Origin of the sequence: Streptomyces sp. NPDC096339 (assembly GCF_044762985.1) — a bacterium.
Lineage (GTDB): Bacteria > Actinomycetota > Actinomycetes > Streptomycetales > Streptomycetaceae > Streptomyces.
This window is the reverse complement of sequence record NZ_JBIWFI010000043.1, coordinates 15,322-35,504: the sequence shown is the minus strand read 5'-3', so window position 1 is coordinate 35,504 and position 20,183 is coordinate 15,322. Positions and strand designations below refer to the sequence as shown.

General features: G+C 73.5%; 19 protein-coding genes. 10 read left to right on the top strand and 9 right to left on the bottom strand.

The window, feature by feature from the left end; all coding sequences use genetic code 11:
• Window positions 1-25 precede the first annotated feature (25 nt).
• Window positions 26-1,024 (bottom strand): dihydroxyacetone kinase subunit DhaK, encoded by a 999-nt coding sequence (dhaK, locus tag ACIQ5Y_RS35045; protein ID WP_403889948.1) that lies wholly within the window; start codon window positions 1,022-1,024, stop codon window positions 26-28.
• A 223-nt stretch (window positions 1,025-1,247) separates the two neighbouring features.
• Here dhaK and ACIQ5Y_RS35040 point away from each other — a divergent pair, with 223 nt between their 5' ends.
• The gene (locus tag ACIQ5Y_RS35040) at window positions 1,248-2,393 is read left to right on the top strand and encodes a glycerol dehydrogenase (RefSeq protein WP_403889945.1); all 1,146 of its coding nucleotides are present in this window, start codon (window positions 1,248-1,250) and stop codon (window positions 2,391-2,393) included.
• 11 nt (window positions 2,394-2,404) lie between these two features.
• On the opposite strand, the gene ACIQ5Y_RS35035 is transcribed toward ACIQ5Y_RS35040, so the two are convergent.
• Window positions 2,405-4,546 carry a SpoIIE family protein phosphatase gene (locus ACIQ5Y_RS35035; RefSeq protein ID WP_403889942.1) on the bottom strand — a complete coding sequence of 714 codons (2,142 nt, stop codon included), beginning with the start codon at window positions 4,544-4,546 and terminating at the stop codon, window positions 2,405-2,407.
• A 319-nt stretch (window positions 4,547-4,865) separates the two neighbouring features.
• Between ACIQ5Y_RS35035 and ACIQ5Y_RS35030 the strand changes: the two genes are divergently transcribed.
• The gene (locus ACIQ5Y_RS35030; RefSeq protein WP_403889939.1) at window positions 4,866-5,633 is read left to right on the top strand and encodes a class I SAM-dependent methyltransferase; all 768 of its coding nucleotides are present in this window, start codon (window positions 4,866-4,868) and stop codon (window positions 5,631-5,633) included.
• Between the two features lie 25 nt (window positions 5,634-5,658).
• Here ACIQ5Y_RS35030 and ACIQ5Y_RS35025 read toward each other — a convergent pair whose 3' ends face one another.
• On the bottom strand, window positions 5,659-6,567 hold the full coding sequence (locus ACIQ5Y_RS35025) for an alpha/beta hydrolase fold domain-containing protein (protein ID WP_403889936.1): 909 nt from the start codon (window positions 6,565-6,567) through the stop codon (window positions 5,659-5,661).
• A 213-nt stretch (window positions 6,568-6,780) separates the two neighbouring features.
• On the opposite strand from ACIQ5Y_RS35025, the gene tdh reads away from it, so the two are divergent.
• The 3 genes from tdh to ACIQ5Y_RS35010 all read left to right on the top strand — a co-directional run bounded on the left by tdh (window position 6,781) and on the right by ACIQ5Y_RS35010 (window position 10,255).
• Window positions 6,781-7,809, top strand: a complete 1,029-nt coding sequence (gene tdh, locus ACIQ5Y_RS35020; protein WP_403889932.1) for an L-threonine 3-dehydrogenase — start codon at window positions 6,781-6,783, stop codon at window positions 7,807-7,809.
• 243 nt (window positions 7,810-8,052) lie between these two features.
• Window positions 8,053-9,261: a glycine C-acetyltransferase gene (locus ACIQ5Y_RS35015; protein WP_403889929.1), complete on the top strand. Its 1,209-nt coding sequence runs from the start codon at window positions 8,053-8,055 to the stop codon at window positions 9,259-9,261.
• 58 nt (window positions 9,262-9,319) lie between these two features.
• On the top strand, window positions 9,320-10,255 hold the full coding sequence (locus tag ACIQ5Y_RS35010; RefSeq protein WP_403889926.1) for a LysR substrate-binding domain-containing protein: 936 nt from the start codon (window positions 9,320-9,322) through the stop codon (window positions 10,253-10,255).
• 11 nt (window positions 10,256-10,266) lie between these two features.
• Here the strand turns inward: ACIQ5Y_RS35010 and ACIQ5Y_RS35005 are convergent, their stop codons facing one another.
• The 4 genes from ACIQ5Y_RS35005 to ACIQ5Y_RS34990 form a co-directional block, all read right to left on the bottom strand.
• Window positions 10,267-11,766, bottom strand: coding sequence for an IPT/TIG domain-containing protein (locus tag ACIQ5Y_RS35005; RefSeq protein ID WP_403889923.1), 1,500 nt, complete (start codon window positions 11,764-11,766; stop codon window positions 10,267-10,269).
• Between the two features lie 198 nt (window positions 11,767-11,964).
• Complete coding sequence (locus ACIQ5Y_RS35000; protein ID WP_403889920.1) at window positions 11,965-12,294, bottom strand: putative quinol monooxygenase; 330 nt, start codon at window positions 12,292-12,294, stop codon at window positions 11,965-11,967.
• Window positions 12,295-12,342: 48 nt separating this feature from the next.
• Entirely contained in the window at window positions 12,343-13,074 is a 732-nt protein-coding gene (locus ACIQ5Y_RS34995) for an IclR family transcriptional regulator (RefSeq protein ID WP_403889917.1), read from the bottom strand.
• Window positions 13,075-13,191: 117 nt separating this feature from the next.
• A complete protein-coding gene (locus tag ACIQ5Y_RS34990) occupies window positions 13,192-13,971 on the bottom strand; it encodes a DeoR/GlpR family DNA-binding transcription regulator (protein ID WP_403889915.1) in 780 nt (259 codons plus the stop codon).
• A 173-nt stretch (window positions 13,972-14,144) separates the two neighbouring features.
• Between ACIQ5Y_RS34990 and ACIQ5Y_RS34985 the strand changes: the two genes are divergently transcribed.
• From ACIQ5Y_RS34985 to ACIQ5Y_RS34965, 5 genes are all read left to right on the top strand, one after another.
• Window positions 14,145-15,047 (top strand): SIS domain-containing protein, encoded by a 903-nt coding sequence (locus ACIQ5Y_RS34985; protein ID WP_403889912.1) that lies wholly within the window; start codon window positions 14,145-14,147, stop codon window positions 15,045-15,047.
• Entirely contained in the window at window positions 15,044-15,880 is an 837-nt protein-coding gene (locus ACIQ5Y_RS34980; RefSeq protein WP_403889909.1) for a ketose-bisphosphate aldolase, read from the top strand. The genes ACIQ5Y_RS34985 and ACIQ5Y_RS34980 overlap by 4 nt, the downstream gene beginning before the upstream one ends.
• Before the next feature lie 19 nt (window positions 15,881-15,899).
• Window positions 15,900-16,430: a hypothetical protein gene (locus ACIQ5Y_RS34975; RefSeq protein ID WP_403889906.1), complete on the top strand. Its 531-nt coding sequence runs from the start codon at window positions 15,900-15,902 to the stop codon at window positions 16,428-16,430.
• Between the two features lie 134 nt (window positions 16,431-16,564).
• Window positions 16,565-17,737 carry an LLM class flavin-dependent oxidoreductase gene (locus tag ACIQ5Y_RS34970; protein WP_403889903.1) on the top strand — a complete coding sequence of 391 codons (1,173 nt, stop codon included), beginning with the start codon at window positions 16,565-16,567 and terminating at the stop codon, window positions 17,735-17,737.
• Window positions 17,734-18,798, top strand: a complete 1,065-nt coding sequence (locus tag ACIQ5Y_RS34965; protein WP_403889901.1) for a zinc-binding dehydrogenase — start codon at window positions 17,734-17,736, stop codon at window positions 18,796-18,798. Before ACIQ5Y_RS34970 ends, ACIQ5Y_RS34965 begins: the two co-directional genes overlap by 4 nt.
• Here ACIQ5Y_RS34965 and ACIQ5Y_RS34960 read toward each other — a convergent pair.
• Together ACIQ5Y_RS34960 and ACIQ5Y_RS34955 are read right to left on the bottom strand one after the other, a co-directional pair.
• Complete coding sequence (locus ACIQ5Y_RS34960; RefSeq protein ID WP_403889898.1) at window positions 18,785-19,480, bottom strand: hypothetical protein; 696 nt, start codon at window positions 19,478-19,480, stop codon at window positions 18,785-18,787. The two genes, ACIQ5Y_RS34965 and ACIQ5Y_RS34960, sit on opposite strands and share 14 nt — an antisense overlap.
• 112 nt (window positions 19,481-19,592) lie before the next feature.
• A complete protein-coding gene (locus ACIQ5Y_RS34955) occupies window positions 19,593-20,144 on the bottom strand; it encodes a DinB family protein (RefSeq protein ID WP_403889895.1) in 552 nt (183 codons plus the stop codon).
• Window positions 20,145-20,183 lie beyond the last annotated feature (39 nt).

The window sequence follows — 20,183 nt, the reverse complement described above, 5'->3', positions numbered from 1 at the left end:
GTGGGGCGGACGGGGCGGAGGAGGCTCAGCAGCCCCAGCGCAGGGACGGGGTGTCGACCGGCGCGTCCCACAGGCGCAGCAGCTCCTCGTCCGCGCGGCACAGCGTGAAGGTGCACCCGGCCATGTCCAGGCTCGTGACGTACGACCCCACGAGCGACCGGGCCACGGTGATCCCGCGCTCGGCGAGCACCCGCCCGGCCTCGGCGCGCATCACGTACAGCTCGATCGGCGGAGTCCCACCGAGCCCGTTGACCAGCAGGATGACCGGCGCGCCGGCCGCCTCCGGGAGGTCGGCGAGGATCGCGTCGAGTATGGCCTGCGCGGTCCCGGCGGCGGTGGTCGACGCCCGGCGTTCGCGGCCCGGTTCGCTGTGGATGCCGATGCCGAGCTCGATCTCGTCCTCGCCCAGCTCGAAGTTGGGGCTGCCCTTCGCGGGCGTGGTGCACGAGGACAGTGCCACCCCGTAGCTGCGGGAGAGGCTGTTGACCCTGCGGGCGACCGCGGCGACCTCGGAGAGCGGGGCACCTTCCTCGGCCAGGGCGCCCGCGATCTTCTCCACGAACAGGGTGGCGCCCGTGCCCCGGCGGCCGGGCCCGCCCTCCACCTCGGTCACGGCCACGTCGTCGTCCACGACGACCTGCTCGACCTCGACGCCCTCGTCCTCGCAGTCCTCCGCCGCCATCGTGAAGTTGAGGACGTCCCCGGTGTAGTTCTTCACGATGTGCAGGACGCCCGCGCCCGAGTCGACCGCGGCCGTCGCCGCCGCGATGTTGTCCGGCACGGGAGAGGTGAACACCGGTCCGGCCACGGCGCCCGCCAACATGCCGCGCCCGACGAACCCGGCGTGCAGCGGCTCGTGCCCACTGCCACCGCCGGAGAGCAGCGCGACCTTCCCGGCCGCCGGCCCGCCGGCCCGCGTGACGATGCCCGTCGCGGCCTCGACCGCCAGCCCCGGATGGGCGGCTGCCATTCCTTTCAACGCGTCGGCGACGACGCTCTCCGGGGAATTGATGAGCTTCTTCACGGGGGCCTCTCTCCTGAATTGGAAAAACGCGGAACGGAAAGCGTGGAATGGAAATCCGGTGACGCTTGTCTGCCGCTCGCCAGGCACGTTACCCCCAGTCTCGCCTGCCGGAGGGCGGGCCATTGGTCCCGGATCCGGGCGCGGAAGGCCCCTGTCGCGAGTCCGCCCGGCGCATTGTCTCCGGTCCGGCGATCCGTGATAGGGATGAAATGCAGGAGCAGAAATGAATTCCCATTCAGGAGGTTTCGCCGTGAAGACCGTCGGTACCCGCATGCTCATCAGCCCGCCGAAATACGTCCAGGGAGCGGGAGCCATGCACGACCTGGGCGAGCACACCGCACTCCTCGGCACCAACGCCGTCGTACTCGCCGACAGGGGGGTGTGGGGCTTCGTGGACACCGCGGTGACCGACTCCCTCGCCGCGGCCGGGGTCAAGCTGACCAGAGAGGTCTTCGGCGGGCTCTGTACGCAGAAGGAGATCGACCGGGTCGCCGCGGCCGCCAGGGCGGCCGGCGCCGACGTGATCGTCGGCATCGGCGGCGGTACCGCCATCGACACGGCCAAGGCGGTCGGCCACGCCCTCGACGACATCGCCGTCGTCAGTGCCCCCACGGTCGCGTCCACCGACGCCCCGACCAGCGCACTGGCCGTCATCTACACCGAGGACGGCGCATTCGAGCGCTACTCCTTCTTCCAGCGCAACCCGAACCTCGTCCTCGTCGACACGGCGCTCGTCGCGGGCGCTCCCAGCCGGTTCATCGTCTCCGGCATGGGCGACGCCCTGGCCACCTGGTACGAAGCACGCGTCTGCGTCGCCGCCAACCGCACCGCGATGGCGGGCGGCCTCGCCACCGGGGCCTCCCTCGCCCTGGCCCGGCTGTGCTGGGAGACGCTGATGGAGTACGGCCACCAGGCGCGGATCTCCGCCGAACAGCACGTCGTCACACCCGCGCTGGAGAAGGTCACCGAGGCCAACACCCTTCTCTCCGGTCTCGGTTTCGAATCCTGCGGCCTGGCCGCCGCGCACGGGATCCACAACGGCCTGACCGTCTCCCACAAGGTGCACGGCATGATGCACGGCGAGAAGGTCAACATCGGCACCCTCGCCCAACTGGTCCTGGAGGGCGCTCCGACCGAAGAGCTCGACACCTACCTGGAGTTCAGCCGGTCCGTGGGCCTGCCCACCACGCTCGCCGAGATCGGGCTCGTCGACCCGGGCCGCGAGGAGCTCCTCGCCATCGGGCGCGCGGCCACCGCCGAGGGCGAGACCACGCACAACATGCCGTTCCCGGTGACCCCGGAGATGGTCGCGGACGCCCTGCTCGCCGGTGACGCGTACGCCCGTGCCACCGCGGGCAAGGCCGCCTGAACCCGTACGTCCTACAGGCCCCGAGGGTCGCCGCCCGTGCGGGCGGCCAGCAACAGGGCGATGTCGTCCGGCCGGTCGGTGGAGCTGCCCGCCTCGCCGATCAGCCGGTCGGCCATCTCGGTCAGCGGAGTCGGCCCGGCCGCGGCCAGCGCCGCCCGCAGCCGCTCCACACCGACGTCGATGTCGGTGCCCGGTTTCTCCACCAGCCCGTCCGTGTACAGGGCGAGCACCGAGCCCGTCGCCAGCCGCAGTTCCGTCACCGGGTACGAAGCCTTCGGGTCGATGCCGAGCACCACCCCGCCCGCCAGGTCGAGCACCTCGGCCCGGCCGTCGGGGTGCCGCATCAGCGGCTGGGGGTGACCGGCGCGCACGGCCCGCGCCGCCCCCGACACGGGGTCGAGCAACACGTAGCAGCAGCTGGCGAACTGACCCGGGTCCAGGTCGATGAGCAGCCGGTTGGTGCCGCTCGCCACCTCCTGCGGGGAACTGCCGCTCAGTGCGAAGGCCCGTACGGCGCTGCGGAGTTGCCCCATCGTGGCCGCGGCCGCCACGCCGTGGCCCTGGACGTCCCCGATGACCAGCGCCAGCAGTCCGTCGTCCGTCTCGATCACGTCGTACCAGTCGCCGCCGACATCCATGCCGACCGTGCCCGGCAGGTAGCGGGCCACCGTGTCCACGTGCTCGCGCACCGGCAGCCGGTGCGGCAGCAGGGCGGACTGGAGCCCCCGGGCGCGCGCCGCCTCGTTGTCGTACCGCTTCGCCCGCTCCAGGGCCTGCGCGATCAGCCCGGCCAGCGCCGTCAGCACCGTACGCTCCTCCGGGCTGAAGTCGCGCGGCGCGTCGAAGCCGAGGATGCAGGAGCCCACCGGCCGGCCCGAGGCGATCAGCGGCAGGAAGGCGCGGGCACCGACGTGCGCGTCCAGCGGGATCCCCGGATAGGCGGCGGCCAGGTTCTCCATCGACTCGAAGAACATCGGCCGCCCCGAGGTCAGCGTCTCCACGCCCGGCAGCTCCGCCTCGAGCGAGACGCCGTCGAACCGGTCGAGGAAACCCTTGGGGAACCCCGTCTCCCAGGCGAGGTACAGGTGCCTCTCGTCGAGCATGTAGATCGCCAGCTGGCGGCCTCCGAAGGCCGGCAGCAGCTCGTCGGTGACGACCGCCGACACCTGGCGGGCCGTGACCGCCTCCGTCAGCGCGATCGCGAGGGCCACCGGCCGGTACAGCGCCGAGGCCCGGTCTGCCACCGTGCCGATGTTCCCGTTCGGCCCGCCGGCAGACTCGGGAGGGTAATCGGGCTGCTCGGCCGTGCCGATCAGCACCGTCACCCCGTCGAAACCGGGGTACAGGTCCACCGACAGCCATTCCCTGGGCCGGTGCCGGCCGCCCCGGACCGGGAAGTGCACCGCCTCGCCGGAGAGGAAGACGGCCCGCAAGTGGTCCTCGTAGGCGCGCTGCCCGAGCCAGGGCGCGGCCTCCCACAGCACCTGCCCCAGCAGCCGCTCCTCGCCGAGGCCGAACATCGTGACGGCGGCCGCGTTGGCGAAGCGGATCCTGCCCTCCCGGTCCACGGAGAGCAGCGCCTGCGCGAGCCGGTCCACCGCCGCGCGGGCGCCCTCTGCGGGGCCGGGCGGCGGCAGGCACTCCGGGTCCCCCTCCCAGACCACGGGCTCACCGGCCGCGGTCAGCGCCGCGAGGTCCCGGGCCAGACCGGCCGCGGCCTCGCGGATCCGTTCCCGGTCGGCGGCCTCGACCGGCACACCGGGGGTGGCCGGGCGCAGCACCATCAGCACCCCGAACCGCTCCGAACCGGCGGTGACGGGCTCGAACAGCGAACCGAAGGGGAACGGCAGCCCCGCCATCAGCTGGGGGAAGCGCCGCACGGCCGACTCCGGGTCGGGCAGGTGCACGGCCTGCCCGGAACGGTACGCCTCCGCCACCGGGTAGGGCCGGTTCACCTGCATGCGCCACCAGGCCTTGAACAGCTGCCCCGGCAGCCCCTGCAGTACCGCCAGCAGCAGCTCATCGGTGCGCGAGCGCAGATAGACCCCGCCCGCGTACCCGCCGACGGCCTCCACGGCACGAGCCGTGCCACGCGCGAGCGCCTGGGCCGTGGCATCGGGGGCCGGTCCTGGGCTGTCCCCTCTCGCGGTCACACGGTCAGGATGCGCCCTCGGCGGCTGCCGCCGCACCCCGACGACCGCCTCGCCGGCCCCGTCCGGATCCTCGGTACCGGGCCACCGCCGGCGCGGACACGGGCGGCGGCCCCGCGCCGATCAGCCCGCCGACCCGGGGCAGGCCCGGCCGCGCGACCGCGGGCGCGAACGGCTGCCGGTGCCAGAGCACTAGGCCGACCGCTTACCTCGTCCGGGGGACGCACGGCCGTACGGACCTCCGCGGGCCACGCGCCGGGGCACCATACGCACGCGTCCCACACCCCGCCCCACACCCCGGCAGGCCACCGGAAGGCAGAGCATGCGCTACCAGTACGACGCCATCGGCGAGCGTTACGCGGAGTCGAAGAGCACGGCCGCCTTCTCGGCGGCCGACACCCACACCCTCCTCGGCGCCCTCGACGAACTCGGCGGGGTCCGCGGGCTCGACACCCTCGACCTGGCCTGCGGACACGGCCACAACACCCGGCTACTGGCCCGCGGCGGGGCCCGCAGGACCGTCGGCGTGGACATCTCGGAGGAGATGATCAGGCTCGCCCGCGAGCACGAGACGACCGGGCGCGTGACGGACGGGCACGGCGCGGACGGGGACCGGCCGGCGATCGAGTACCACGTCGCCGACGCCGCGGGCCTCCCGAACCTCGGTCCCTTCGACCTCGCCACGGCCGTCTACCTCTTCAACCACGCACCCGACCGCGGCTCCCTGCACGCGATGTTCCGGTCCGTCCGCGCCAATCTGCGCGCCGGGGGCAAACTCCTCGCCATTGTGCCCAACGCAGGGGCGTTCCCCCGAGTGGACTGGTCCCCGTACGGGCTCCGCATCCTCGACCGGCTCCCGGAGGGCGACGCGCCCCTGCTCAAGGCGCACTTCCTCACCGAGCCGCCGGTGCCCTTCGAGTTCCGCGAATGGGCCCACGCCGACCTCGCCGAAGCGGCCGTCGAGGCGGGCTTCGCCACCGTCGGCTGGCAGCCGACCCGGACCCCGCCCGCCGACCCGGTGCGCGACGAGGAGTACTGGACGGGGTACCGGGCCTGGCCGGTCAGCTCGCTGATGACCTGCACGGCGTAGGGCGTGGGACGCGGGAGGCTGGCCGTCAGGCGTCCGCCGTGGAGCGGATCAGTTCCACGATGCGCTCCCGCGCCGCCCGTCCCTCCGGCACCGGCAGCAGCGGGTACGTGTGCGGCAGCCCCGCCGCCTCGTGGAACTCCACGTCCGTGCCGGCCGCGAGTGCCCGGCTCAGCAGCTCCCTGCTGTCCGTGGTCAGCACGTCCCGGGTCCCGGTGAACACCGTCAGCGGCGCCAGCCCCGCGAAGGACCCGTGCAGCGGGCTCACCCGCGGATCGTCGGCGGCGAGCGTCCCGGCGTACAGCCGCCCGGCCTCCCGCAGCCCGGGCCGGGCCAGCATCGGATCGGCGGCCTCGATCCGCGCCTGGTCGGGATGGCTCATGGTCACGTCCAGCCAGGGCGAGATCAGTACGATCCGGGAGGGCTGCGCCCCCGTCCGGTCGCGCAGCCGCTGCGCGGCGGCCAGTGCCAGCCCGGCGCCCGCGGAGTCCCCGATGAGCACCGTGCCGCCCGCGCCGCCGCTCTCGATCAGGCCGCTGAGCAGGTCCGCCGCGACGGGGACCGTACGGTCGGCGGTCCCGCGCGGGGCCAGGATGTACGCCGGGACGACCACCCGCGCCCGCGCCTGCGTGACCAGCTGCCGGATGAACGCCCAGTGCGGGCGGACCAGCTCGTTGATGTACCCGCCGCCGTGCACGTACAACACCCGTGCCTCCGGCTCGCTCCCGCGGGGCGAGACGTCGTACACCGGCCAGGCTCCGACGAACGTCCGCGAGATCTCGGCGACCCGGCCCAGCGAGCGGGGCGGCAGATGCGACGCGGGCCGCCGCGCGGACTCCGCGACCCGGGTCCGTACCGCCTCGGCGCTCGCGAACCGTCTTCGCCTGCCCGCCGCGATCAGCGCCGCCGACAGCGCCCTGCTGCGCAGACTCGGCACGCCCCTCACCTCCCCTTTTCCCCGGACCCTCGTACCGGCCCGGGACCCTGCCCCGTCACCTGAGGAGCATAGGCGTGAAGCTGCGCTGTCGACCCGCTTAAGAAAGTCTCGATGGACTGATCACCGTGCCGGTCGGCAGATTGGTGCCGTCACCGACGCCGTACGGGCCCGCACGCCCGCGGCGACCCCTTCCGCATGCCTGGAGCCACCCCCATGAAGGCACTCGTCAAGCACAAGGCCGAGCCCGGGCTGTGGCTCATGGACGTACCCGAGCCCGACTACGGTCCGGGCGATGTGCTGATCAAGGTGCTGCGCACCGGCATCTGCGGCACGGACCTGCACATCCGTTCCTGGGACGGCTGGGCGCAGGGCGCCGTCAAGACCCCGCTCGTCCTGGGCCACGAGTTCGTCGGCGAGGTCGCGGCGCTGGGCGCGGACGTCCGGGACATCGAGATCGGCGCGCTCGTCAGCGGCGAGGGCCACCTGGTGTGCGGCAAGTGCCGCAACTGCCTGGCCGGCCGCCGCCACCTGTGCCGCAGCACCATCGGTCTCGGGGTCGGCCGTGACGGCGCGTTCGCCGAGTACGTGGTCCTGCCCGCGCAGAACGTGTGGGTGCACCGCACCCCGGTGGACCTGGACGTCGCGGCGATCTTCGACCCCTTCGGCAACGCGGTGCACACGGCGCTGTCGTTCCCGCTGGTCGGCGAGGACGTGCTGATCACCGGCGCCGGCCCGATCGGGATCATGGCGGCGGCCGTGGCCCGGCACGCCGGCGCGCGCAACGTGGTGATCACGGACGTCAGCCCCGAGCGGCTGGAGATCGCCCGCAAGGCGGGCGCCACGCTCGCGGTGAACGTGGCCGAGCGCTCCATCGCCGACGCGCAGGCGCAGCTGGGCCTGCGCGAGGGCTTCGACATCGGCCTGGAGATGTCCGGCCGCGCCGAGGCCATGCGCGACATGATCGACAACATGACGCACGGCGGCCGGATCGCCATGCTGGGCCTGCCCGCGCAGGAGTTCCCGGTGGACTGGGCGAAGGTCGTCACCTCGATGATCACCATCAAGGGCATCTACGGCCGCGAGATGTTCGAGACCTGGTACGCGATGACGGTGCTGCTGGAGGGTGGCCTCGACCTCACCCCGGTCATCACCGGCCGCTACTCGCACCGCGACTTCGAGGCCGCCTTCGACGAGGCGTCCACCGCCCGCAGCGGCAAGATCATCCTGGACTGGACGGCCTGACCCCCGGGTCGCGGCGGCCGTCGCCCGGGCCGTAGGCCCGCGCGGCCGCCGAGTCCCGGTCCGCGTCCGTACGCGGCCGAGCCGCCCGGTCCGCGTCCGTACGCGGCCGGCCCGCCCGGTCCGCGTTCCACAGACCATCTCCCTCCGGCCGGACCCCGCAAACCCTCCCCCCTCCGCGGGGTCCGGCCCCCTCCCGTCCGTCTCCGCTCCGCCGGACGGCCCACCGCACAAGGAGAACGCAGTATGTTCGAGACCGTCCGCGAAGACCTCCGCGCCACCCTCGACGAGATCCGCGCCGCCGGCCTGCACAAGCCCGAGCGCGTCATCGGCACCCCGCAGAGCGCCGCCGTCGCCGTGACCGCCGGCGGTGCCCCCGGTGAGGTCCTGAACTTCTGCGCCAACAACTACCTCGGCCTGGCCGACCACCCCGAGGTAGTCGCCGCGGCGAAGGACGCCCTGGACCGCTGGGGCTACGGAATGGCCTCCGTCCGCTTCATCTGCGGCACGCAGGAGGTCCACAAGGAGCTGGAGGCGCGCCTCTCCTCCTTCCTCGGCCAGGAGGACACGATCCTCTACTCCTCCTGCTTCGACGCCAACGGCGGCGTCTTCGAGACCCTGCTCGGCGCCGAGGACGCGGTCATCTCCGACGCCCTCAACCACGCCTCGATCATCGACGGCATCCGCCTCTCCAAGGCCCGCCGCTTCCGCTACGCCAACCGCGACATGGCCGAGCTGGAGGCGCGCCTGAAGGAGGCCACCGAGGGCGGCGCCCGCCGCAAGCTGATCGTCACCGACGGCGTCTTCTCCATGGACGGTTACGTCGCCCCGCTCGGGGAGATCTGCGACCTGGCGGAGCGCTACGACGCCATGGTCATGGTCGACGACTCGCACGCCGTCGGCTTCGTCGGCCCCGGCGGCCGCGGCACCCCCGAGCTGCACGGGGTCATGGACCGCGTCGACATCATCACCGGCACCCTCGGCAAGGCCCTCGGCGGCGCGTCCGGCGGCTACGTGGCGGCCCGCACCGAGATCGTCGAGCTGCTGCGCCAGCGCTCGCGCCCGTACCTCTTCTCCAACTCCCTCGCCCCGGTCATCGCGGCGGCCTCGCTGAAGGTCCTCGACCTGCTGGAGTCCGCCGGTGACCTGCGTGAACACCTCGCCGCCAACACCGCGCTCTTCCGTACGAAGATGACCGAGGCGGGCTTCGAGATCCTGCCCGGCGACCACGCCATCGCCCCCGTGATGATCGGCGACGCGGCGAAGGCGGGCCGGATGGCGGAGCTGCTGCTGGAGCGCGGCGTGTACGTGATCGGCTTCTCGTACCCGGTGGTGCCGATGGGCGCGGCCCGTATCCGCGTCCAGCTCTCGGCCGCCCACTCGACGGCGGACGTGGAGCGCGCGGTGGCGGCGTTCGTGGACGCCCGGGCCGCGCTGGAGGGCGAGGCGGCCTGAGGCGGGCCGAGTGGCCCGCGGGGGCCGGGTGACCTGCGCTGCCTGAGATAATGGCGGGGTGATCGACCCCCGCCGGCTGCGCATCCTGCGGGCCGTGGCGGACCACCGTACGGTGACCGCCGCGGCCGCAGCCCTCTACCTCACTCCTTCCGCGGTCTCCCAGCAGCTCGCGGCACTGGAGCAGGAGACGGGCCACACGCTGCTCACCCGCAGCGGCCGGGGCGTACGGCTCACGGCGGCCGGCGAGATCCTGCTCGGGCACGCGCACGAGGTGCTGGCGCAGCTGGAGCGGGCCGAAGCCGAACTCGCCGCCTACGCGGGCGGCTCCGCGGGCGAGGTCACGGTGGCCGCCTTCGCCACGGGCATCGCCGAGGTACTGGCCCCGGCCATCGCGCGCCTCGCCCTGGAACACCCCGGCATCCGGCTGCGGGTCCGGGACGCGGAGGGCGACCAGAGCCTGCCGCTGCTGCTGGACGGCGAGGCCGACGTGGCCCTCGCCGTCGAGTACCGGGGCGCGCCGGGAGCGGACGACGGCCGGCTGTCGGTGCTGCCGCTGTACGCGGAACCCTTCGACGCGGTGCTCCCCTCGGGGCACCCGCTGGCCGACCTCCCGGCGGTGTCCCTGGCGGACCTGTCCGACTCGGACTGGGTGGGCCAGTACCCGGGCAACCCGTGCCACGACGTGACCCTGCTGGCCTGCGAACTGGCGGGCTTCCAGCCCCGGTTCGTGCACTCCTCCGACGACTTCCGCGCCGTCACGGCGCTGGTCGGCGCCGGGGCGGGCGTCGCGCTGGTGCCGCGGTCGGCCCTGCGCGGCATGGACCTCAAGGAGGTCCAGGTCCGCCCGGTGGCCCCGGCGGGAGGCCCCGCATCGGGTCCGGCCGCCACCCGGCGGGTCTTCGCGGCGACCCGCCGAGGCGCGGAGTCGCACCCGCTGATCGCCCCGGTGCTGGCGGCCCTGGTACGGGAGTCGGAGCGGCTGCCGGAGCACTGAGGGCGTACGGTTCAGGACTCGTGCCACTCCGGGTAGGAGAACTCGTCCGCCGGGCTCGCCGGGGACGAGTAGCCGTTCGCGACGACGGTGACGTCGACGGTCGAGGGCTTGGAGACGCCCAGGGTCGGGGCGGGCGCCCGGACGAGCAGTTGCTCGGTGCCGTACTCGAGGAGCTCGGCGAGGTTGTCGCCGAAGTAGACCTGGGCGTCCTGGGTGAAGTAGATGCCGTTGACCTGGACCTGGGTGCCGGCCCGGCCGCTGTCCGGGCTGATGCCGGTGACCAGCACGGGGGCGGGTCCGCCGTAGCTGAACTGGCCGCGCGGGACGGCGGGGGAGGTGCCCAGATTGCCGGTGACCCGGATGTCGACCACGCCGATGCCCTCGGGAGCCCACGCGATCATCACGTCGTCGCGCAGGACGTACTGCCTGACGGCCGGCAGCGTGCCGAAGTCGACCACGACGCCCTGGCTGAACCCGCTGCCGACGACCTCGACCGGGGCACCCGGCTTGCCGACGGGGGTCACGATGCTCACCAGCGGACCGGACGGCACGTCAGGCGCGCCGAGGAGGCCCAGATAGGTGGAGTTGGCGTGCTGGAAGGCCACCTGGCCCATGAAGTCCTCGAGCGACCGCTTCACCACGTTCAGGTCGACGGGCTGGTAACTGTCGTTCAGCGGGTCGTCCTTGCCCGGCTGCGCGTAGACGTGGGGACCGGGGAGGCCGATGAGCGTCGAGACGACGGCATTGACGTCGAAGTCCGGCGCCGGGCCCGGACTCGGGTACCACTGCTTGGTCGCCTCCAGGTTGTTCCAGGCCTGCGGCACCATGTCGTTGATGTTGTAGTGGCGTTCGTTCGCCTGCCACTCCAGGGACTCGACGTAGGCGGCGAAGTCCGCTCCGCCGGCGGTGGGGGCGGCGAACGTGTGCAGCTCGAAGTTGGGTTTCCCGCCCGGCCAGGTGAGCGTCTGCAGGTAAGGGGCGACCATGGTCGCGATGCAGCCGCCCAGGCTGTGGCCGGTCACGTAGACCGTCGGGTTCGGCGGCGCCTGGCCCAGGGCGGTGGTGAGCGCCTGCGCCAGGGTGACCCCCGCCGTGTTCATGACCGCGACCTCGGTGAACGCCTTCATCGCCCCCTTGGCCACCGAGACCGGGGACTGCATTCCGGGGAGGTTGAGCGGGACCACCGTGCCGACGTCGAGGTCCTCCATCAGATCGGTCACGTTGCCGACGGTGCCGCGGATCACCACGGCGAACGAGTTGGAGCCGTCGGTGTTCCGGGCGAGGTAGGCCAGGTTGGCGTTGCCCGGACTCATCCCGAGCCACGACAGGACCCAGGTGCCCCGGGTCGCCAGCGAGGGGTCGGCCAGTTGCCGGTTGATGCCGAGGATGATCCGGGTGCTCTGTTCCGCGAGGGTCTCGCCCGAGGGGCGGGGGGTGGCCGCGGTCGCCGCGATCGCGGAGAGCGTCATGGTCACCTGCGGGACGGTCGGCTGGTTCGATTCGGTCGCCATGCTCGCTCCTCTGGGGATCGCCCGGTCCGGCCGGAGCAGGTTCGCCCCCCAACGTACTTTTCGCCGGGGGGTCCCGGCGGGAGGCGGGTCCCGGGTTCACGCGATCGGGCCCGGCGGACGAGGCCCGGCGCACGAGACCGACGGTGGTGGCCCGGGCCGCGGCTCGGGCCACCACCGTGTACGGAGTGAGGGGCGGGACTAGGCCTGCGGGGCGAGCTCTGCCATGGGACCCCACCCGCTCTGATCGGGAATGGTCACATTGATGATCTCGGGGGTCTCCGCGATGGCGGTGGCCATGGTGGCGAGCCCGGCGGTGAAGTGGTCGGACTGCACGTGGGCCACGGCGGCGGCGTCGTCCGCGAACGCCTCCAGCAGCGTGAACTTGTCGGGGTTCTCGACGCCGCGGGACCAGTCGAAGAAGAGGTTGCCCGGTTCGGCGCGGGTCGCCTCGGTGAAGGGGCCCACGAGGGACAGCCAGTCGTCGGAGTGCTCGGGGCGGACGGTGAAGCGCACGGCGATGAAGATCATGTCCCTACGATGCGGCGCGCGGCGGCCTCCGGCCACCGGGGAACACGCTCATTCCGACGCTGTCGGAAACATGGCCGCGGCCAGCAGGAGGAGGGAGCTGATCTCGCCCCGGCGGCGCCGGAAGTCGGCGAGGGGGAGGGAGACGGACAGGGCGTGGTCCGGACGGGAGGGCAGCGGCACGGCCAGACAGGTGTAGGCCGGGTCCGCCTCGCCGACGGAGACCGCGACGCCCCGGTCGCGGACGCTCGCCAGCTCCGCCTCGAAGCGCCGCTCGTCGGTGATGGTGCGTTCGGTCAGGCGCGCCATCCCGTGGTCGGCGAGGTAGCGCCGCCGTTCGGCCCGGGAGAGCGGGGCGAGCAGCACCTTGCCGTGGGCGGTGGCGTGCGCCCGGGTCTCGGGGCCGGGGGTGAACGGGTCCTCGGAATCGGTCAGGGGCGTGGTGCTGTCGATGACGGTGATGCGTCCGCCGCTGTAGACGGTGAAGTACGCCTCTGCCCCGGTGGCCCGCCGTACCCGCGGCAGCAGCGCGGCGACCGCGGTCCCGGCGCCCAGGTGCCGCTGGAAGGAGCGGTGCAGGGAGGGGATCCGCGGCCCCGGAGCGTACCCCTCGGGTACCCGCACCAGATATCCGCGCGCGGTCAGCGGGCCCAGCAGGTGGTACACGGTCGACAGCGAACACCCCACGCGCCGCGCGAGCGCTTTGGCGCTCACGGGTCCCGGCGCGTCGACCACCAGGTCCAGCAAGGCCAGCGCGCGGTCCACGGACTGCGGCACGGACATGGCGTCGATCCTTTCGGGCGGGTGTCGCGACCACGAGCGTACCGCCGCCGGCCATGGCTGTTCGGGCCGGTGATCACGGCGGCGCGGGCGGCACCACCCGGGCCGGGCCCGCGGCCCTCAGACCCTCACCACTTCCACGCCCGCCTGCGCGAACCGGTCGGCGACCGCGGCCGACAGACCCGTGTCCGTGACCAGCACGTCCACCGACGAGGTCTCGCAGATGCGGGCGAAGGCCCGCACGCCGAGCTTGCTGGAGTCGGCCGCGATCACCACCCGCCCGGCCCGCTCGCACAGCAGGCGGTTGATCGAGGCCTCGTCCTCGTGGCGGGTCGCCGCGCCGTCCGCCGGGTCGAAGCCGTCCACGCCGAGCACGGCGGTGTCCACCGAGAGCCGTCCCAGCACCTGTTCGGCGAGGGGGCCCGTGAGCTCGTACGACTGGGGTCGGGCGACGCCCCCCGTCAGCACGATCTTGAACTGCGGGCGGATCACCAGCTCGCTCGCGATGTTCAGGGCGTTGGTGACCACGGTCAGCGCGGGTGAGCCCGAGGCCAGGTCCGGGCGTCCGGCCAGGGCACGGGCCACCTCGGTGGTCGTGGTGCCGCCCGTCAGGCCGATCACCTCACCCGGGCCGATCAGCGCCGCCACCGCCTCGCTGATCCGCTGCTTCTCGGCGGCCCGCCGTGACGTGCGGTAGCGCAGGGGGAGTTCGTACGAGACGCCGTGCGGGACGGCACCGCCCCGCGTGCGGACCAGCAGTTGCTGCTCGGCGAGCTGGTCGAGGTCGCGGCGGATGGTCGCGGCGGACACGCCGAGGGCGTCCGCCGCCGGCTCCACCTCCAGCCCGCCCTGCTCCACGAGCAGGTCCAGCAGCCCCTGCCAGCGCTCTTTGCGGGTCATCAGCAGCCCCCCTTGGGTGTCGCGCCGCCCTCCGGCATGTTCTCCATTGGCCTACACGCCGACATTAACCCAGCCGATCACCGCACATGATGCTTGAAGTTGCGTGAAACTGCCCGCTACCTTGCAGAAACACGCAAGGATGGCACACTCGCACCCACCCGCTAGGGAGCCCCATGAGTCACGTCGCGTACGAGTTGAGCACTCAGCCCGAATGCTGGGAACGGGCCGCAGAACTGGCCCCGGCGCAGCGGCCGGTGCTGCCGAGGCCCGCCGACCGTATCGCGATCGTCGGGTGCGGGACCTCGTACTACATGGCACAGGCGGCCGCCGTGCTGCGCGAGGAGGCCGGGCAGGGGGAGACCGACGCGTTCCCCGCCTCGGAGTTCCCGCGCCACCGCCGCTACGACCGGGTCGTCGCCCTCACCCGCTCCGGCACCACCACCGAGGTGCTCGACCTGCTCGCCGGGCTGCGCGAGGCGGGCGTCCCCACGACGGCCGTCATCGGCGATCCGGCGACCCCCGTGATGACCCTCGCCGACGAGGCCGTGGTCCTCGACTTCGCCGACGAACGGTCCGTCGTCCAGACCCGTTTCGCCACCACCGCCCTCACCCTGCTGCGGGCCCACCTCGGCCTCCACACCGCGTCCGTGGTCGCCGACGCCCGCGCCGCGCTCGCCGAGCCGCTGCCCGCCGGGCTGGACGGCCACGGCCAGTTCACCTTCCTCGGCCGGGGCTGGAGCGTCGGACTCGCCAACGAAGCCGCGCTGAAGATGCGCGAGGCCTCCCTGTCCTGGGCCGAGTCCTACCCGGCGATGGAGTACCGGCACGGGCCGATCAGCGTCTCCGGGCCCGGCACCGTCACCTGGTCGCTCGACGAGGCCCCCGACGGGCTCGCCGAGCAGGTGCGCGCCACCGGCTCCCAATGGGTGGCCGGGCGGCTCGACCCGCTCGCCGAACTGGTCCGGGTGCACCGGCTCGCCCTCGCCGTCGCCGGCCGGCAGGGGCTCGACCCGGACGCGCCGCGCCACCTCACCCGCTCGGTGATCCTCGCCGCCGGAGAGGAGGCGGTCCGATGAGCCTCGTCCCCGCCGGTCCCCTCGTCCAGGAGGCGGCCCGCGCGGGCCGCGCCGTCGCCGCCTTCAACATCATCACCCTGGAGCACGCCGAGGCCGTCGTCGCCGGGGCGGAGGCGGCCGGCCTGCCCGTCATCCTCCAACTCAGCGAGAACGCGGTGAAGTTCCGGGGCGGGCGCCTGCTGCCCATCTCCCGCGCGGCCGCCGCCTGCGCGGAAGCCGCCACCGTCCCCGTCGGCCTGCACCTCGACCACGTGAAGAGTTCCGAACTGCTCCGCCAGGCCTGCGACGCGGGCTACAGCTCGGTGATGTACGACGCCGCGCAGCTCCCGTACTCCGAGAACCTGGAGGCGACCCGCTCCGCGGCCGACTGGGCCCACGCCAACGGGCTGTGGATCGAAGCCGAGTTGGGCGAGGTCGGCGGCAAGAACGGCGCGGCCCCGCTGGACCCGCACGCACCCGGCGCCCGTACGGATCCCGACGAGGCGCGGCGGTTCGTCGCCGACTCCGGGGTCGACGCGCTGGCCGTGGCCATCGGCAGCAGCCACGCCATGACCACCCGTACCGCCGCCCTGGACCACGTGCTGCTCGCCCGGCTGGCCAAGAGCGTGGAGGTGCCGCTCGTCCTGCACGGCTCCTCGGGGCTGCCGGACACCGAACTCGCGGCCGCCGTCGCGGGCGGCATCCGCAAGGTCAACATCGGCACAGCGCTGAACGTGGCCATGACCGAGGCCATCCGCGCCCACCTGACCCCGGCGGACCCGCGACCGTACCTGACGGCCGCCCGTACGGCGATGACGGCGACGGCCGAGGCTATGATCAGCGCCCTGAACTGAGCGAAGGCGGGGGGCGGTCGTGGACGCGCAGCGGGGGCGCACGAACAGGCGGCGGTTCCTGCTGATCGCGGGCCTCCCGCTGCTGGCGGTGGGCGGCGGCATGACGTACCTCCTGTGGCCGGAGCCGCCGAGCCCGAACCCGTTCACGGTCCGCACCGATGCGGAGCCGCTGAACACGCGGTTCGGCCCGTGGCTCGGCGAGCTGACCGACCCGCACTGGCTGGGCTACGACATCGACGAGGCGGCGGCGGGCGGCGACCGGTTCATCCCGGGCCCCGACCCCCGGATCCGCCTCGTCGGTGTCGCCCGCCTGCCGGCCGGGGGCGCGGCGGCGCTCGCCGGTGTCCCCGGCCGTACGTTCACGCCCGCCGCGCTGCCCGAGCTGCCGGGACCGCTGAAGCCGCACCTGCCCGCCGAGGCGACCTGGCAGCACAGCCCGGAGTTCGACGCGTACGCCAACCACGAGGCCACGGACGGGCACCCGACGGGCCGGTACCTCATCGACGTCGCACGCGACCTCGTCTGCTTCGACGTCGTCTACATCTACTGAGGGGAGGGCCGGGCCGGGCTCGGGACATCCCACTCAGCGGGAGGACGCCCGCGCCGCCGTTGAAGCCGCGCCGCGCACGGTGTTTCGTCGTACGGCAGACCTGCCGAGCCGTACGACGGAAGGGCCCATCCCCGATGCCGCAGCACCGTCTCCCCAGCCGATTCGGGGTGTTCCTCGCCCCCTACCACCGGCCCGACCGCGACCCGGCGCTCCAACTGCGCCGCGACCTCGACCTCGTCGGCGCCCTCGACCGGCTCGGGTACGAGGAGGTGTGGGCCGGGGAGCACCACTCCGCCGGGTACGAGATCATCGCCTCGCCCGAACTGTTCCTCGCGGCGGCGGCCGAGCGGACCGGCCGGATCATGCTCGGCACCGGCGTCAACTCCCTTCCGTACCACCAGCCGCTCATCCTCGCCGACCGGATCTGCCAGCTCGACCAGCAGTCGCGCGGCCGGGCCATGCTCGGGGTCGGGCCGGGACAACTGCCTTCCGATGCCTTCATGATGGGCGTCGACCCGCTCCGCTCGCGGGAGATGATGGCCGACTCGCTCGACGCCGTCATGCGACTGCTGCGCGGCGAGACGGTGACGGCCGCCACCGACTGGTTCGCCCTGGAGGAGGCCAGGCTCCAGCTCGGCCCCTACCGCGGCCGGGAGCTGGACGTGGCCGTCGCCTCGGCGGTTTCGCCCACCGGGGCCGTACTGGCCGGCCGGCACGGGGTCGGCATGCTCTCGCTGGCCGCCGCCGACCCGGACGGTTTCGCCGCGCTCGACGCCAACTGGGCCGCGCACGAAAGGGCCTGCGCCGAAGCGGGCCGGGAACCCGACCGGTCGGCCTGGCGGCTGGTCACCCCGGTGCACCTCGCCGAGACCCGCGAACAGGCCCTGCGTGAAGCCGAATTCGGGATGGGTGATCTGGTCGGGTACATCGAGACGCTCGGCGGGACCCGCATCGAGGGCTGCGGCACGGCGGCGGGAGCCGTCGAACGCTGGGTCACGGACGGTCTGCCCACCTTCGGCCGCGCCGTCATCGGCACCGCCGAGGACGCGGTCGAACGCATCGGACAACTGGCCGACAAGACGGGCGGCTTCGGCACCTTCCTGATCCTCCAGCTGGACATCGCGGACCCCGCGGCGGCCCTGCGCAGCCTGGAACTCTTCGCCGAGCGCGTGGTACCGCGCCTCACCGGGACCGCCGACGCCCGCCGGGCCAGCCTCGACTGGGCCGGCCGCAACAGCGAGCGGTTCGTCGGAGCCCTGCGCCGCTCGACCATGGAGGCCATCGCACGCAAGGGAGAGGTCCGTTGAGGGCGGCCGTGCTGGAAGGCGGACGCTTCCGCGTCCGGGAGTACGCCGATCCCGTGCCCGGGCCCGGACAGGCCCTCGTGGAGACCGAGGCCTGTGGGATCTGCGGCTCCGACCTGAGCGCCGTCGCCCACACCGAGGAGTTCCTGCGGGCCTCCCGGGACAGCGGCACCACCAGCTTCCTCTTCGACCCGGACCGGCCGCTCGTCATGGGCCACGAGTTCTCCGGCCGGGTACTCGCCTACGGGCCCGGCGCGAGCGGACCCGAGCCCGGCACCGGGGTGGTCGGCCTGCCCTGGGCGGTCGACACCGGGGGAGTGGTCCGCACCGTCGGCTACAGCAACGCCTTCCCCGGCGGCTTCGGCGAGCGGATCGTCGTACAGGCGCAGGCGCTGCTGCCCGTTCCGGACTCCCTGGACCTGGCGCTCGCCTCCCTCACCGAGCCGCTGGCCGTCGGCTTCGGCAACGTCGCCCGCACCACCGCCGGCGAGGGCACCCCGGCCGTGGTGATCGGCTGCGGGCCCGTGGGGCTGGGGGCCGTCGCCGCCCTGCTGGAGCGCGGCGCCGGGCCGGTCGTCGCCTCCGACCCCTCGGCGCTGCGCCGCGCGGCGGCGGCCCGGCTCGGCGCGCACGCCGTGCTGGACCCGGCCGCCGGCGAGGACCCGGTGGCCCACTGCGCCGGGATGGCCGGGGCCGGGGCGCGGCCGATGCTCGTCGTCAACTGCGTCGGCGTCCCCGGCATGCTCGACTCCCTGCTGCACGCGGTCCCGCGCGGCACCGAGATCCTGCAGATCGGCGGGGTGATGACCGAGGACGTGATCCGCCCCGTGGTCGGCATCTACAAGGACGTCACCATCCGGATGTGCCTCACCTACCCGCCGCAGGAGTTCGGAGCCACCCTCGCCCGGCTCGCCGACGGCCGCATCGACCCGGCCGCCCTGGTCACCGGCGAGGCCGGCTTCGGCGGCCTGGACGCGGCCTTCGCCTCGCTGAGGCGCCCGGAGGAGCACATCAAGGTCCTGATCAGGCCGGGACTCCGGGGCGACGGGATCAACGCGGTGTGAGCCGGGCCTCGTGGCCCCGGAGCCCCTGCCACTCGGCCCGGTCCGGGCGCGCGCCCCGGGCCAGGGACCGGGTGCCCTCCGCGACCGTGAGGGTGCGCCCGGTGGAGAGGCAGAAGGCCACGAACCACACGGTGCGGTCGGTCTCGACGGTCTCGTCGTAGTACCAGTCCGCGGTGACGCCGTCGCCCCCGGAGCCGCCCGGCAGGAAGGGCCGCTGCAGGAAGTCCTGCACGTGCAGCGGGAAATGGCCGAGCACCCCCTGCGCCCGAGCGTCCAGGCCGAGCCGCAGGACCGGAGCCCCCGGCGCGCCGGGGGCGGCGGCCCGCCCGTCCGGCGACGGCTTCCCGTCGAAGGACCGGCTGCGCAGCGAGCCCGGCTCCACCCGGACCCGCTGCCCCCGGAACTCCGGTACGCCGTCGCGCAGTTCCTGCCGAAGCCGGCAGAGCCCGCGGTCGCCGGCCACCAGCGCGGAGGGACGCCCGTCGGCATCCGGCCCGGCCCACCAGGTCAGGGTCCGGCCCGCCTTCTCCAGCAGCCGGGCCGTGACGTCCCCCGGCAGGCCCTCCCAGTACTGGTGGCGTGCCGGGATCCCGGTGTCGACGGGGAGGGCCCCCGGCTCGTGGATCTGCGTCACCGCCAAGCCGTACTCGGGGTTCTCCCGGCGTCGCGCCTCGTGGTCCACGTCGGTCTACCCCCGGCTCCCTCGCCCGCCCCCGCCCGGACGGTCCAGACGGCCATTGTGCGGCAGGGCGCGGGGATCCGGGGGCCGCCGCGCGCGGATCAACTCGCCTGGATCAGATGCCGATCGCCCCGTCGATCCGCTCGCGGAGCAGGTCGGCGTGGCCGTTGTGCCGGGCGTACTCCTCGACCAGGTGGATCAGGACCCAGCGCAGGGACACCTTCCCCCGCCACACGTCAGGGCCCTCGACGTCAAGGTCGGGCGCGTCCGCGACGAACCTTTCGGCGAAGGCCACTTCGTCGCGCCAGGCCTTCCAGGCGGCCACCACCACCTCGGGGTCGTCGACGGCGCCGTCGAAGTCCCCGTCGGGTTCGTCCGCCGAGGAGAAGAGCGGATCGGCGTCCTGGCCCGCCAGGACCTTGCGGAACCAGCGCCGCTCCACGTCGGCGAGATGCCGAACCAGCCCGAGCAGGGAGAGCGTGGACGGTTCCACAGACCGCCGCGCCAACTCCGCGCCAAGCCCTGCGCACTTCAGCTCGAATGTCGCGCGTTGGTCCGCCAGGAAGGCGACCAGCATGCGTCGTTCGTCGCCGGTCGCGGGGCCGTTGAAGCGGTGGTCCCGCTCCGGGTCGACGAAGAATTCCGCTCTGCTCTGTTGGGTCGTCATGGTCGAAAGTATGCGCGCCACGCCGAAACGGCGGCACGC